Source organism: Pseudomonas sp. C5pp, assembly GCF_000814065.1.
In the GTDB taxonomy this organism is placed as follows: Bacteria; Pseudomonadota; Gammaproteobacteria; order Pseudomonadales; family Pseudomonadaceae; genus Aquipseudomonas; species Aquipseudomonas asiatica.
The window spans coordinates 78,293-92,251 of the sequence record NZ_JWLN01000017.1; the positions used below are offsets into that span (position 1 = coordinate 78,293).

Below are 13,959 nucleotides of genomic sequence, written 5' to 3' on the forward strand. Positions count from 1 at the left end.
GGAGGCATGATCAATTGTGCATGTCAGCGAGCTGCTTTTCGGTCACTCGGCTCAGCAGCCTGAAATAATCTGCTCGCGAATCTTGGTCAAACACCTTGGTTTGGACTGAAAGCATCACCGCAAGAGCGTCCTCCTTCGTTTTGCCAGCAGTGAACGGCAGTGGTGCTGGCGCAAAGTGAACGCTCCCGTTGCTAACCGCTACGGCTGCATCCAGCACGCTCTTCACCTCCATGTAGCGCGGGTACCGTTTTGCGGTCAGGAACAATCCATCGTAAATATCATAATTGCCTTGAAGGGTCTGAACCAAGGCCGCCATCAATGGCCAGTTCGTGTCTGGACCATCATCATCTGACCCACCGACGGTAGTACTTGCGAAAAAGATGACTGTTTGGAAGTTGTTTTGGGCGAACACATCCAGAAGTGCTTTCAGGTTGGTGTCGGTGTCCGATGAAGTCTTGCGGTTAATTTCCATGTAATTTCCTCATTTATGTTGGTGCACCAAATGATGCATCACAAAGATACCACCATCCATCAGAAACATTCAATAAGCACTTGACAAATTGACAAAATGTCAATAAGGCAAACTATTCGTCTGCTGCTAGCGATCCCGCCTTGGCATCCCTCAAGCCTTCCAGCAGGGCAGTCTGCAGGGTGGTGTTCAACTCTCTTAGCTCCTTGTTCTGGGCCTCTAGGGCGCGCAGACCCTGCTGGGTAGCCTCTAACCGACCACGCATCTCAGCCGCTTCGTCAGTGGCTTTCGATCGCTGAATCCTTAACTGGTCAATCAGCGTCAACGATTGCTGCAGCTCCTTGCTGACCCTCTCTGTTTTGGCTCTCTCATCGTCCCGAACCCTTGCGGTCTCCATCATCAAGTGGTTCTCGGTCTTCTCAAGGTGCTGCTCTGCGGCAACCCGGGCGGTCTCGGCCTTAGCTTGGGCAGTCTCTGTCGCCGTGTTGGCTGCCTTGAGCTGCTCCTGAAGGCGCTCAAGCTCTCCACGATGCATCTCCTGGGCGCGCTCGATTGCACCGTGGTGCACTTCCTGAAGGCGCTTGATTTCCTCGTTATGCGACTGGCTTGAGGAAACGAGCTTTGCATTGAGCTCTGCGAGCTCTGCTTGGAGCTGTCGAACATCAGCGCTCACCTGATCCAATTGGTCAGTCAGCCGCTCCTTGTCCGCCATGAGTCCGGCCAGCTCTCGGCGCTGGACCTCAAGGCTCGCTGAAGCAGTCCGTTCATTTTCCTGCGCCACCCTTGCCGCAACTACGGCAGCTGCGGCCTCCGCCTCAAGGGCTTTACGCTCAACCGCATGGGAGTCAGTTGCCGCTCTCAGAGCCACATCCCAGATCTCATCGAGCTTCTCGCACACCGCGTCAGGAACACCAGGTCTTCGCAGCCTGGCACTCAGGACAGGGCCTATCTCGCTCCAGAATTTCTTGATCTCCTCGTACACCAGGTTGGGCGAGGCCTTTATGTCGTGGTTGGCGTAAATGCACTCACGAATATCCGCCTGGCGCACTTCGCGCCCCGCATCAAGTAGCTCCCTCGCGTAGAGATGCACAAGATCCCGCGTACTTAGCCTTTTGTCAGATGAAATTCCGGTGCTGGTCATTAGCCGTAACCTGATAGGTAGATAGGTAAAAGTCAGAAGGCTGTGCGTCGACAAGCTCGGCGAGAGGCTGGCTTGCAACAAGGTCGCGCCCATCAGACGGGGCGGTGCGGCCCTGGACGGAGCTTACACCCACGCCCCGAAAACTACAAAAATGTATTGTGTATCATACGATACATATCCATGAAGCCATAAATTCGTGAATATCTCCGATTATCACGAATTTTTCAGATGGCAAAAAAACGCCCCTCTAAAAGCCCATCGCTATCAGTAGCTGGCTTTACAGAGAGGCGTTTTTGATTTCTCGCTAAACCCTTATGGACAAGGGGTTCTGGAAATTTTGCTTGCGCTGGAGATCAAGTGTCTACGTCAGCTAAAAATGCGAAACCACAGTCATATATGCGAAAAATGCACAACCACAGTTAAACATGCGAAAGCAAAGCGGCACGGCATCCGCGGAGCACCATCGTCGAATCGATCCATGCTCATCCTCCAAAGCTTAGCACGGAGCGACCGCTGCCCGGCCAAGGTCCGACCAGTTGCAGAAAACCTTCAGAAGCCCTCTATGTCGAGCAGACGGACGCCGGCGGCAATCCACACGATCCGAGGCATGACAGCCAACGACCGGAAGTAATTCGTGGACTTGGAGGAAAAACGCCATGGTCTGGGAATTAGTTCCGCAAGCATCCTAAGAATTACTTCCGAGGACATAGCAAAAGCACAGCTTCACCTTGCTCATGAGCCGCAGCGCCTTCCAGGGTTTGTTTGAACCGCCCTCGAATGCCGCTCCTACGTCGATTCTGATCAACTCGCAGGGGCTAAGGTCGTCAGATTTCACACAGGAGCGCGTGAGGATCCGGTTATTTGGGCTCATTTCAGGGCTTACCGGACATAGTCGACCTAGCTCATCCAGCCACTTGATTTCACCATGAAAGGCCCTAAAATCAGGGCTTTCACCACAAAAGACTTGCGCTGTGGATCAAGCCAAAAATGCAAAGATTTCTCGTGGGCTGCTGCTCTTGCGCCCGGGGAAACTGTCCCGAGATGACTTCAAGCAACTGATCGTTCAGAAGGGATGGCGCATGGCAGATGTGGCTTGCCGATGGTCAATTCGCCCTGAGCACATGAGCCGCATCGCAGCAGACGACGACCGGGACTGTAAATGGGACGATCTGGCGCGAGCTCTACCTACACTGAGCCCTAACGAACAGGCCGCCGTTAAGGCAGCTCGACTAGTGCTGGCGCCACCAACAAAACGGCCGCGCAAGACAACTGCAGTCCATGAAGCATCGACTGAAATGCCTCAAGCGATAGCGCCCCCTGCTGCGACACCCAAGCCTTTCAATTGGGATCATGATGATGATGACGATGATGACGACGATTTCGCCGGTGCCTATACCGACGGCTATCGTTGGAGACGGTACCTAACCCGCGGCGCCGAGCTTGTCGTCGACAGGGAGATCGACAACTTTGCAGCGTATGGGGCCATCCTGGTGGTGATCGCCACACGGGAAGGCGTCGATTCGGCTGGAGGTGCACAGGAAGAGTACCAGTGCGAAGCACCATCAGGGGCGCAGCGCTGGTTCGAGCCCGATGAGATTGACGACTGCCTTGTCTACAACGGCAAAACGCGAGACATACGATGAGCACGAACTCTCCAGCCGTACACGGAATTCCTTACCTCCAGGCCAAGTCAGAAGTTGCTCTGCTCGATCGCGAGTCAGCTGACGACTTTGATCAGGTCGATGTAATCCAAGCGGATAGCGACATCGAAGCAGCCTGGATGTGGCTCCATGCCAAAGGAAAAAATCCGAAGACCAGGCGCGTTATGCAAAAGGAAGTGGAGAGGTTCATTCTCTGGGCAATGCACACCCTGGGTAAGCAGCTCTCACAGATCACGGTGATGGACATCAACCAGTACATCGACTTTATGGATAACCCCCAGCCGACTGAGGTTTGGGTATCACCTACAAAGCACAAGCGCTCGAACCCAGACTGGAGACCATTTGCAGGACCTCTTAGTAAAGCATCCCAGCAGTATGCCTTGATCCAGATTGGCAGCATGTACAAATGGATGATCAAGGGTGGACGCCTGAAAGCGAACCCCGTATCGCTCGTGGCAAAGCCACAGGTCGAAGTGGACTTAACAATCAAGCGACTGCTGCCCGAGGCTGCCATCGCCTTGGCATTCGAGGCTATTGCAGCGACCAAAAGCCCACGCAAACGGGCCCGTGACCATTTCATGCTGAGCCTGTTTTACATGACCGGTGTGCGGACGTTCGAAGCGACTGGGGCAACCATGGGCAAGATCAGGCGCTCTGCTAGCGGGGTTCTGTGGTTGGAGGTCCTGGGCAAGCGGAACAAAATTCGAGATGTACCGATATCCGATGATCTCTATGAGGACCTACTGCAGTATCGCGAAGCGTTCGGTTTGCCACGTGAGGTTCCAGTTAAGGACACAACCCCCCTCCTCCTAGCCTCGAACTCAAAGCTCAAACGCGCCCATAACGACACCATCCTGAAATCGATCAAAGACATCATGCATCGCGCTGCAGCCCTCGCTGTTGAGCGCAGCCTATTTGATTTAGCCGACCGGCTTGAAGAGGCCTCAACACACTGGCTCCGCCACTCGTGCTTTAGCCACCTGGCTAAAGCTACCGGCGACCTGGTGATGATCAAGGCGCTGGCTGGTCACAGCAAAATCGAAACAATCAGCCGATATCTGCACACTGAAGACGACGCTTTGCATGCAGGGGTCGTCCAAACACTAAGCACACCGCGACTACACCGGTAGTGTTGCCGCAGGCCAAAGGCCGCCGGCATCGAGGTCGAGCGGCTGGCCGCTGCCGCAGAATGAGGTCGCGCCAAGCGCTGCACAGGTCTGCTGAGCCCTGAGCTCCGACACACCTATGAGCTCCGTGACCTACTTCACCTCGCTCGATGCCTGGCCAACCGCGGGGCTCGCTCTAGGCCCCCTGCCTAGTTGTCCTTTGTTTTGTGCCTCTCCCTTACCTAATCCTGAACGCCCTACCCTCGACATTTCATGCCGCAAAACGGTCTAACTATCAATTCAGTCATGCGGTTGACAGCTGGTTCTTCGAGATCTGACCTAATGACAAACTTCGGTTTATGGCCTATCTCTATCTGGTAGAAACGCATTTATGCTTGTCTGACCGTATGGATTCGTATGAGAATGCGGTCATCCTACCTACTTGGCACTGGTAAATCACATGACTGCAGCTGCTACTCCCCTCGATCAGTACACTTTCACTGATTTCACTCAGTTAACCTTCACCCCACAATTTGTGGCTGAACGCTTGATGATAAGCACTCAGACCCTCAAGGCCATAGAGAAGGAAAACGACCTCAACATCGCTCGTGTAGCTCGTGGATCCGTTGAGGTTCGTAGCTACACGCTCGCTGACATGTTTTTGATCGCCTCGATTCGTCGCGGGAATGGAAACACTAAAGGCTTTTCCCGCCCCATCACCTGCTCTACGTACGTACAGAAGGGTGGCACCGCAAAAACCACCACGACCTGCAATATCGGCATCGAGTTCGCTTTGGCGGGATTCAAAACCCTGATCATCGACAACGATCCTCAAGCCGATGTGTCCAGCATGCTGGGCTATGATCCTGACCAAACAACCGAAGAGCTTGTAGAGCTTGGCCTCCCTGCTGATAGAGCTGTTGAGGGCCATCTCGGCAACTTGATTCGCCTCGGTAACTTCACTGAGATGACGCTAGACCAGGTAATCAAGAAACCTTTCGGCGAGCATGGCCCTCACCTCATCCCAGCGTTTGATTCTCTGGACGACATGGACGTTGTGCTACGGAATGCCCAGGGCGCCGACTTCCGGTATTCGCTTTTCATCGAGCGAGCCCGCAAAGGCCTTCTGCCGCACTGCGACCTGTCGAGCTATGATGTGATCATCATGGATAACGCACCCTCTGGAACTATGCTTTCCCGTAACAGCCTTGCCGCTGCTGATTTCCTGCTGTGCCCTATCCGTATGGACAAATTCTCCTTCCGTGCACTTTCCCGTCTGGCGCACAAGATCAATGAAATGAGCTCCGATTTCGGCCGGGCCCCAGAGATCGTTGCAATTCCCACCATGTACATGCGCAACCGCCCACGTCTACAAGCTAACCTCGCTCGCTTGTCCAGCTTGTTCCCCGGCAAGGTCACAGAACAACAGTTGTTCCACTCCGAGGACTACTCGAAAAGCTTGGAAGACGGTGTTCCTCTCTCCCTCTGGAAGCAAGGTAGCGAAAACTCTCTGGGGGCGTTCCGAAGCGTATTTGAGGAAATGGTTGGAAGAATCAAAACGGTTTTGGAGAAGGGTAAATGAGGAGCTCTAGCCCAATTGGCAAACCAACCGTAATCCCGACAGCTGAGGGTACGAGCAGCATTCAAGGTGTTCACGTACCTAAAGTGATTCCGGAGGCCAACCTCCGGCCGATGAGTGATGTGCTGAGTGAGTTGCACCTTGATGAGGACACAAGCAGCTCAAAAGAGCCGCTTGATCGTGCACCTGTTGCTCAGGCGGATCACGTTCATGAGCCGGGCCTTGATGACATAATCTTGAGCGGGGAGCGCTTGCCAGGCGAGGCGACGTTCTTGCCTTTGACGCTCATACGCCGAGGCACGTATCAGCCACGCCGCAAGTTCGACCCTGAGAAGCTGGGTCTTCTCGCAAACACGATTGAAGATAAAGGCCTCAACAACGCGATTATCGTTCGCCCTCTAGCGGACGGTACTTTCGAGCTGATTGCCGGTGAGCGCCGGTTCCTAGCCCATGAGCTGCTCCGCAAAGACCACATCTACGCGCTCATCCGTAATCTGTCGGATGCTGAAGCGGCTATCTTGTCGGTTACGGACAACGACGCCCGGGAAGACCTTACTGATTTCGAGCGAGGTGCGAGTTACAAGAAGCTTCTCGATGACAAGGTTGTGCAATCCCAGGCGGAGCTTTCCCGCCGTGTCGGCCGTAGCATGGCCACGATCAGCCGCTGCCTTGCTTATTTCAAGCTGCCTGTGGGTGTCATTTCACTGCTGGAAGAAGATCCTGACCTGATTGGTAATAGGGTTGTCTCGGAGATGGTTGCTCTAGCTGACAAGGGACATACTGAAACCGTACTGGCAGCCGCCAACCGAATTAAAGAAGGTGCGTCCCAGGACAGCGCAATCAACTGGGCCAAGGGCGAGGTCCGGCGCAAGACTTCTCCTCAAGCACCAATCCCTCCACGGCAGATCGACTATAAAGAGCGCACCCAATTGGACGCTCGTATTGATGGGCGCAAGTTGATCCTCACCCCTCCCAAAGGCATTGATCCAGCGGAGGTCCTCGCCTACATCGAGGAGATGCTCAAAGCTCGTAGCTAATTCGCTGCCACTCCGCCGCCGGGTCCTCCGGCGGCGTGGCGTCTACGCCCTCCCCCGGTTAATCCTCTGATATTTCTGGCTTTTCACGATTTCACTGTGAAAATCTCATCCTGCGTTTTCTCCTTTTAGCTCCTATTTTTCACAGTGAAATTCCAGGTTCCGTTGCCCAGTTTTCACTGTGAAAATCAGCTCGCTCGCATCTTTTCACAGTGAAAATTTCACTCATCATCGGGGGTGTCCCGACCAGGCGTCTGACTTAACAGTCGGCATTAGCCTGGTGATCAGATCTTGCTGCTCAAACCAACACGCACAACGCACCATTCACTGCATACTGCACAGTGATAACTGCACACTGCACAGTTACCACTGTGCACATCGTCCTACCTGCTTGGGCAGCAACGAAGATGCCCGCGTGGAGACCGTTTCACTGTGAAAAGGTCCATCGAGCTTGCCCCTCGCCCAGGCCGACTCCTCGCCTCCAGCCACTGCGCGCCGACTGGGGGAATTTGTAGCTCTCATACACGCTTCCCAATGAGACTGGAGCCCCGTCCTGACTGCCGGCTACAGGCTGCGCTCCAGAACTGAGCTCTAAGATCAACGAGAGCGATATCACTGGCATCTCCCACAGGCTGATGTCGGTGTCGATCAGATCCGCTCACCCTTTCACAGTGAAAAGCACCTCAACATGGGCCGGTGAACGAACCAGCTGCTCAGACTGGTCTGGGCAGTCCTACACTCGGCCTGCCTGTCTTTTCACTGTGAATGACCACGCATCAACTGCAAGCACTCAACCCCATGGCGAGGGTTTTAATCACCACCCTTTCACAGTGAAATCATGAGCTTTCCTGGACGTCATCTGCGCCTCGAACGATCCACATATAGTGGCAAGCATTGGGGATGACGAGGATAGGCCCCCCACGCTCTCAAATAGGCTTAAGCCGCCCTTTCACAGTGAAAGGGAATACCCAAACGTCGACTCAATGGGACCTGATGCAGTCCAAAAGCTGCAGCCTTTCACTGGGTACAACCAGGTTCTTGGTCGTGAGGCGAGCCGGTTAACACGGGCAGGCTGATACGCATCCCGCTGGGCTTTTCACTGTGAAAAGATCTCTCCCTGATCTTGAGCAACTAGCCAAGGGCGCAAGCACGCGACCTGCCTAATTTTTTCGGGTAAGCGGATTAAATGGTTGATCTTACCTTTGCATGAGAGTGAGACAGACCGGCATCTCATCGGATTATCTGGTTGATGCTTCACCTACTGCTGGTGCATGTTTCCTTCGCTAATTCCAGCAAGAACCCCACACGCCTCAACTTCCCGGTCATCGTTGCAACTCGCTCTCAGTGAAACGAGTTGTTTCTCAAGCGCTTGCAGAGCGGTTATCTGCGACCGCACATGAGAGATGTGATCATCGAGCAAGGCGTTGACGGCGGTACAAGGCTGATGAGGGTCGTCCTCATAGCTCTGTAGTTCGTGAATCTCAGCCAGTGACAGGCCCAGGATTCTGCAGCGACGGATGAAGGCCAGCCCCTCACCATGCTTCTCGGTATAGACACGGTAACCGTTGTCCTGCCGATCAGGCGGCGGCAACAAGCCCTGCTGTTCATAGAAGCGGATCGTCTGTGTTTCGACCCCTACCAACTGCGCCAACTGACCAATGCGCATCAGCCTCCTCCCCAACGGATTCTTTACTCTATTGACCTTATAGTAGCTTTATAGTTTTAAATGGTACCACAACATTGTTCAAGTGGAGTCGTATCATGAGCAAATCCTGTGGTGGCGCCTGTGGCGGTGATGCAACGTCCGCAGCGGATACCGATATACAGGCCTCCTCCGAGGCGCCAGGGAGATGGGTCAGTGTTTATGCCGTGCCGAAGATGGACTGTCCATCAGAAGAACGAATGATTCGCCTAGCCCTGAACGGCTTTGAGGAGATTCGGGCGCTGTCCTTCGACTTGTCGAACCGCCGGCTGAAGGTCGTGCATGACGGCGAGGTCGAGCCCGTCACCTCGAAACTGAAGACCTTGGGGCTAGGCGCCTCGCTTCAGGAAACCGTCGCTGCAAATCCGGAGACCATCAAGGCCGCCGAGTTTTCGGCAGCTTCTGCTAAGCAAGAATCCGGGACCCTGCGCTGGTTGCTCGGCATCAATGCACTTCTGTTCGTGGTGGAAATGACTGCCGGTCTGATCGCCCGGTCCACCGGCCTGATTGGAGAATCCCTGGACAATTTTGCCGATGCGGCGGTGTACGGGCTTGCCCTTTATGCGGTTGGACATAGCGTGAAAATGCAGGTACGTGCCGCGCATCTTGCTGGTGTACTGCAACTGATCTTGGCTGTGGGCGTGCTCGTAGAGGTGGTGAGACGCTTTGTATTCGGTAGTGAGCCTGAATCGCTGGTGATGATGGCTATCGCATTCGTCGCATTGATTGCCAATACCAGTTGTCTGCTGCTCATATCCAAACATCGGGAAGGCGGGGCGCACATGAAGGCAAGCTGGATATTCTCGGCCAACGACGTGGTGATCAACCTGGGGGTCATCACCGCCGGCGCCCTGGTCGCGTGGACCGGTTCCAATTATCCGGATCTGATTATCGGCACCATCGCGGGGGGCATTGTACTTAACGGTGCCAGACGCATTTTGGCGTTGAAGGGTTAAATAATGCTCATTATTGGCAAAAAGCTCTCGCCGTATGCCCTATTGTCCATATCGGGCCTGCTGGCAGCGTCTGATCAGGCTGTAAAGTGGCTGGTGCAGCAATCAATGGCCTATGGCGAGTATGTTTCGGTGACCCCGTTCTTTAACTGGGTGCACCTATGGAACACCGGTGCCGCATTCAGTCTTTTTGCGAATGGTGGAGGCTGGCAGCGCTACTTTTTTATCGGAATCGCGGTAGTGGTCTCGATTTTTCTGATCAAGCTGATCCTTGAAAATCGTCATAAAGGAGAAGCCATCGCTTACAGTCTTATCCTCGGTGGCGCCATGGGCAACCTGATTGACCGGGTCTTTCGCGGCTATGTTGTGGATTCCTTTGATTTCTATTGGCGAGACTGGCATTGGCCGGCCTTCAACCTGGCTGATATTGCAATTGTCCTCGGTGCCTTACTTTTCGTTTCCAGCAGCTTGTTGGGTAAAAAAGCAAACACCAATGCCGAGTCGGATGGATCTGACTGACACCTACGCCTATACAACACCATGACCGAACTTCCCGACAACATCCTTCACCTGCCGCAATACCAAGTACTGGGCTGCAAATCAACCGACGACGAAATGCACTTCCAGGTGGACGTGCCCGATCCCATCGCCTGCGAGGAATGCGGCGTGCAGGGTGAGTTCGTACGGTTCGGCAAGCGTGACGTTCCCTATCGTGATCTGCCCATCCACGGCAAGCGGGTCACTCTCTGGGTGGTCCGCCGCCGATACACCTGCCGGGCCTGCAAGACAACATTCAGGCCCCAGCTACCGGAGATGGTGGACGGATTCCGTATGACACTGCGGCTGCATGAGTACGTGGAGAAGGAATCCTTCAACCACCCCTACACCTTTGTGGCGGCACAGACCGGCCTGGACGAGAAGACGGTGCGCGACATCTTCAACGCCCGCGCCGAGTTCCTGGGGCGCTGGCACCGCTTCGAGACGCCCCGCATCCTGGGCATTGACGAGCTATACCTGAACAAGCGCTACCGCTGCATTCTGACCAACATTGAGGAGCGAACCCTGCTCGACCTGCTGGCCACCCGCCGCCAGGACGTGGTGACCAACTACCTGATGAAGCTGAAAGACCGGCAGAAGGTCGAGATCGTCAGCATGGACATGTGGAACCCCTACCGGGCAGCGGTCAAGGCTGTGCTGCCCCAGGCCCGTATCGTGGTCGATAAGTTCCATGTGGTGCGCATGGCCAACGATGCCCTAGAGAGAGTGCGCAAGGGCCTCAGAAAGGAGCTGAAACCGTCCCAGAGCCGGACTCTCAAGGGAGACCGGAAAATCCTGCTGAAACGCGCTCACGAAGTCTCAGACCGGGAGCGCCTCATCATGGAGACCTGGACAGGCGCGTTCCCGCAACTGCTGGCCGCCTACGAGCACAAGGAGCGCTTCTACGGCATCTGGGACGCCACCACACGGCTCCAGGCAGAAGCCGCCCTGGACGAGTGGATAGCCACCATCCCGAAGGGCCAAAAGGAAGTCTGGAGCGATCTGGTCAGGGCAGTGGGAAACTGGCGCGAAGAGACCATGACCTACTTCGAGACGGACATGCCCGTCACCAACGCTTACACGGAGTCCATCAACCGACTGGCCAAGGACAAGAACCGTGAAGGGCGCGGTTACTCCTTCGAGGTGATGCGGGCACGAATGCTCTACACCACGAAGCACAAGAAGAAGGCACCGACTGCGAAGGTCTCTCCTTTCTACAAGAAAACCATCGGTTACGGACTGCCGGACTTCGCAGAGGAACTCAACTACGGAGTCGATCTATCAACCATCTGAGGGTGGTATCAGATTGATGGGGTGAAGGTGCCCCATCAACCATTAAATCCGTATACCCATTTTTTCACTGTGAAAATCGCGCCTCATTTTCCGATCCAGGCTGTGTGCCTCAAACCATCTACCGGCCATGGGATGCAGTTGCACCTTAAGAGCTGTCTTGCCGGAGGGGGCCTTGCATTTCACAGTGAAAAGGAACAGTCCCGAGCTGCTGGGCTGATGCTACCCAGCGCCTTAGCCCTTGTTTGGGTAACGCTTGTACGGTCGCTCCGCCTCTACCTGATGCACACCGGCAGGTCGACCCTCATCATGGATAGCTTTTCACAGTGAAAAGGCATCCCCGGCTTAGAGCCACTGGCCGAGAGCAGCTCGAACGAGATATGCCAGGTTTTCACTGTAGAAACCTGGTCACCAGATTCTAAGTTCCAAGCACCACGACTCTCAGCTTTTGCTGTTAACGCATGTACCTACTTTCCAGTAGATGACTCCACTTGAGTGGCTCCAACCATTTCACCGTGAAAAGGTAGACCTGCGCTGCCCCAAGGGGGAACAGCTTGATGCTTCCCAAGCGACTCAATCATTCGGAGCATCAACGAAGCGTCGCCTGACCAGACCTGATTTACACGAGCAGGCCGATCAACATCTCGCGGGCTTTTCACAGTGAAAAGGTTTCCCAGGTACAGAGCCACATGCCAAGGCTTGAAACACGAGAAGGTTGAGACTTTTCACTGTGAAAACTAGGGCACCTCGATCGCTGTTCCAGGACGTGTGTCTCTGCCTGGTTGGTCCCTGGCATTTCACAGTGAAAAGGGATGTCTCATGCCAGGCCATAGATCCTGGTTTGATGCTGCCCAAGCGACTCAACCTTTAGCGGCAAAACCCAACGGTCAGCTCTGGTTGTGGAAAGCCGACAGGCATCATCCGGGCTGACTAGGGAGCGAGCACGGCTGACTCGATTAGCGGATATAGGCCAGTACCCATTCCCACGGTTTGTGCTAGCAGGTCCTAGGTAGGTCCTGTACCACCACAATGGAGTACCGTCCTATCCTTCGCGTGCTTTAGGTTCACGGAGCCAAACCACAACCTGCTATCATTCGATTCATATAGCGTACGTTTACGTGTTACATAGCGGATACACAACCATGTGCTGCATATCAGCAGTACAACCTATGGCGTAAACGCCCCCAAATCAGATCTGGAGAAACGCATGTCTATTGCACTGGTATTGAGTGAAGGCTCTGGAACCATCTTTGAAAACAAGAACCGCACGTCTGACGCAGCACCTGTGATGGTCGGCTACATGGAGTTCCCGCTGAACAAGGAGCGCAACCAGAAGCTCAAGCTTGAGGTAGCCGTCTGGGTCAAGCAGAAGCAGGGTACGAACGATAAGTTCTATTCGCTGTCGGTGGGTGGCATCAACGCGAGCCTCTTCAAGGAGGCCGACAAGAAGGAAAAGGGTCCCGACTACGCGGGGAGCTTCGGCTTCAACCACGAAATGCGGATCGCGGGATGGCGTAAGGAAGGCGTTGACGGTGGAGCACCATTCATCAGCCTCTCGGTTTCACCCAAAGTAAAGCCAGCTAGCCAGCAAATGCCATCAGCTGATGCTGCAACGCCAAACAGCCAAACGCCGAATGGTGCAGTGGATACAGGTGATCCAATGTTCGCATTCTGATAAACCCCACGACCCCGCCTTAGCGGGGTTTTTTTTTGCCTGTCGAATTGGCCAGGCACCACCCACGCTGGCGTAAGGGCTCTAACAACAGCATGGTAGGCAGCTACTGCAGTATGCGAAGTGACTGAGAGGCAGAGTGCTGTAGGAGGGCGGCTAACATGAGCGCCGGAGCGGTTGTCTAGCACCAGTCGGCCCCTTCGCAGCAAACTCGCTACACACATCAAGCCAGAGAGCCGCTGCAGAGCAGGTCACAGGCCATGACTGACCCGATTCCGTTGCCAGTTGATCTACCGCTGAACGCACCACAACCTCGTTACCACTAACCGCAGCGATTTCGCCGGCAGAGATGATGGGATCTACGGTTAACGAGCAACGTGACCACCCAAGCCTGCCCCCTTGTTCGGTTTGCTCTGGTCGACTCGATCGCCCATCGCGGGTTAAGCCCCTGCCACATCCATCCGGCACCAGGGCTCCAGCACGCCCGCTCAACGGCAGATTGTTGACCTGCCATCGCTGTGCTCATTGGTTTTCACGTGAAAACCTGGCGCCGTCAAATTGTGCCATTGCTAGATGAACGCCCCTCTCAACGGCCCGTCCCCCTGGATCCGCCGGCCGATATACGAGCTAAAGCAGCGAATTGTGCCATTGCTAGAGGATCGAGAGCGCCTAGATTGCCAAATGTGCCACGCCTAGAGCCTAAAGCAGGATCCGCCCACCAAATGTGCCATCGTTAGATGATGGTCCTGGAGATAGCGTCCACTCCAGATGTGCCACGCTTAGTGCAGTAGCTCATCTGGCTTATGCCACTTTTC

The 13,959-nt window shown here is 54.7% G+C and carries 11 protein-coding genes; 8 read left to right on the forward strand and 3 right to left on the reverse strand.

Going from position 1 to position 13,959, the window contains the following annotated elements; all coding sequences use genetic code 11:
* Positions 1-10: 10 nt before the first annotated feature.
* Together RR51_RS15710 and RR51_RS15715 are read right to left on the reverse strand one after the other, a co-directional pair.
* Entirely contained in the window at positions 11-472 is a 462-nt protein-coding gene (locus RR51_RS15710; protein WP_023662221.1) for a hypothetical protein, read from the reverse strand.
* A gap of 112 nt (positions 473-584) precedes the next feature.
* Positions 585-1,610, reverse strand: coding sequence for a DNA-binding protein (locus RR51_RS15715; RefSeq protein ID WP_039614022.1), 1,026 nt, complete (start codon positions 1,608-1,610; stop codon positions 585-587).
* Between the two features lie 971 nt (positions 1,611-2,581).
* Here RR51_RS15715 and RR51_RS31235 point away from each other — a divergent pair.
* The 4 genes from RR51_RS31235 (at position 2,582) to RR51_RS15735 (ending at position 6,993) form a co-directional block, all read left to right on the forward strand.
* Positions 2,582-3,253: a hypothetical protein gene (locus tag RR51_RS31235; protein ID WP_177328663.1), complete on the forward strand. Its 672-nt coding sequence runs from the start codon at positions 2,582-2,584 to the stop codon at positions 3,251-3,253.
* Positions 3,250-4,401, forward strand: coding sequence for a tyrosine-type recombinase/integrase (locus tag RR51_RS15725; RefSeq protein WP_039614023.1), 1,152 nt, complete (start codon positions 3,250-3,252; stop codon positions 4,399-4,401). Before RR51_RS31235 ends, RR51_RS15725 begins: the two co-directional genes overlap by 4 nt.
* 436 nt (positions 4,402-4,837) lie before the next feature.
* Complete coding sequence (locus RR51_RS15730; protein ID WP_004574780.1) at positions 4,838-5,959, forward strand: ParA family protein; 1,122 nt, start codon at positions 4,838-4,840, stop codon at positions 5,957-5,959.
* A 110-nt stretch (positions 5,960-6,069) separates the two neighbouring features.
* A complete protein-coding gene (locus tag RR51_RS15735; protein ID WP_177328664.1) occupies positions 6,070-6,993 on the forward strand; it encodes a ParB/RepB/Spo0J family partition protein in 924 nt (307 codons plus the stop codon).
* Positions 6,994-8,248: 1,255 nt separating this feature from the next.
* Here RR51_RS15735 and cadR read toward each other — a convergent pair.
* A complete protein-coding gene (gene cadR, locus RR51_RS15740; protein WP_009403731.1) occupies positions 8,249-8,656 on the reverse strand; it encodes a Cd(II)/Pb(II)-responsive transcriptional regulator in 408 nt (135 codons plus the stop codon).
* 95 nt (positions 8,657-8,751) lie between these two features.
* Here cadR and RR51_RS15745 point away from each other — a divergent pair, with 95 nt between their 5' ends.
* The 4 genes from RR51_RS15745 (at position 8,752) to RR51_RS15760 (ending at position 13,147) form a co-directional block, all read left to right on the forward strand.
* Complete coding sequence (locus RR51_RS15745; protein WP_004364974.1) at positions 8,752-9,648, forward strand: cation transporter; 897 nt, start codon at positions 8,752-8,754, stop codon at positions 9,646-9,648.
* A gap of 3 nt (positions 9,649-9,651) precedes the next feature.
* Positions 9,652-10,164: a signal peptidase II gene (gene lspA, locus RR51_RS15750; RefSeq protein WP_003821921.1), complete on the forward strand. Its 513-nt coding sequence runs from the start codon at positions 9,652-9,654 to the stop codon at positions 10,162-10,164.
* Between the two features lie 21 nt (positions 10,165-10,185).
* Positions 10,186-11,475 carry an ISL3-like element ISPpu12 family transposase gene (locus RR51_RS15755; RefSeq protein WP_004574636.1) on the forward strand — a complete coding sequence of 430 codons (1,290 nt, stop codon included), beginning with the start codon at positions 10,186-10,188 and terminating at the stop codon, positions 11,473-11,475.
* Positions 11,476-12,679: 1,204 nt separating this feature from the next.
* A complete protein-coding gene (locus tag RR51_RS15760) occupies positions 12,680-13,147 on the forward strand; it encodes a hypothetical protein (protein WP_023662217.1) in 468 nt (155 codons plus the stop codon).
* The last annotated feature ends 812 nt before the right edge of the window (positions 13,148-13,959 follow it).

Excerpts from the sequence above, each read along its gene's own strand:
- RR51_RS15735 (WP_177328664.1), top strand. The coding sequence starts at position 6,070 with ATGAGTGATGTGCTGAGTGAGTTGCACCTTGATGAGGACACAAGCAGC.
- RR51_RS15745 (WP_004364974.1), top strand. The coding sequence starts at position 8,752 with ATGAGCAAATCCTGTGGTGGCGCCTGTGGCGGTGATGCAACGTCCGCA.
- RR51_RS15760 (WP_023662217.1), top strand. The coding sequence starts at position 12,680 with ATGTCTATTGCACTGGTATTGAGTGAAGGCTCTGGAACCATCTTTGAA.
- RR51_RS15710 (WP_023662221.1), bottom strand. The coding sequence starts at position 472 with ATGGAAATTAACCGCAAGACTTCATCGGACACCGACACCAACCTGAAA.
- RR51_RS15755 (WP_004574636.1), top strand. The coding sequence starts at position 10,186 with ATGACCGAACTTCCCGACAACATCCTTCACCTGCCGCAATACCAAGTA.
- RR51_RS15730 (WP_004574780.1), top strand. The coding sequence starts at position 4,838 with ATGACTGCAGCTGCTACTCCCCTCGATCAGTACACTTTCACTGATTTC.
- lspA (WP_003821921.1), top strand. The coding sequence starts at position 9,652 with ATGCTCATTATTGGCAAAAAGCTCTCGCCGTATGCCCTATTGTCCATA.
- cadR (WP_009403731.1), bottom strand. The coding sequence starts at position 8,656 with ATGCGCATTGGTCAGTTGGCGCAGTTGGTAGGGGTCGAAACACAGACG.
- RR51_RS15715 (WP_039614022.1), bottom strand. The coding sequence starts at position 1,610 with ATGACCAGCACCGGAATTTCATCTGACAAAAGGCTAAGTACGCGGGAT.
- RR51_RS15725 (WP_039614023.1), top strand. The coding sequence starts at position 3,250 with ATGAGCACGAACTCTCCAGCCGTACACGGAATTCCTTACCTCCAGGCC.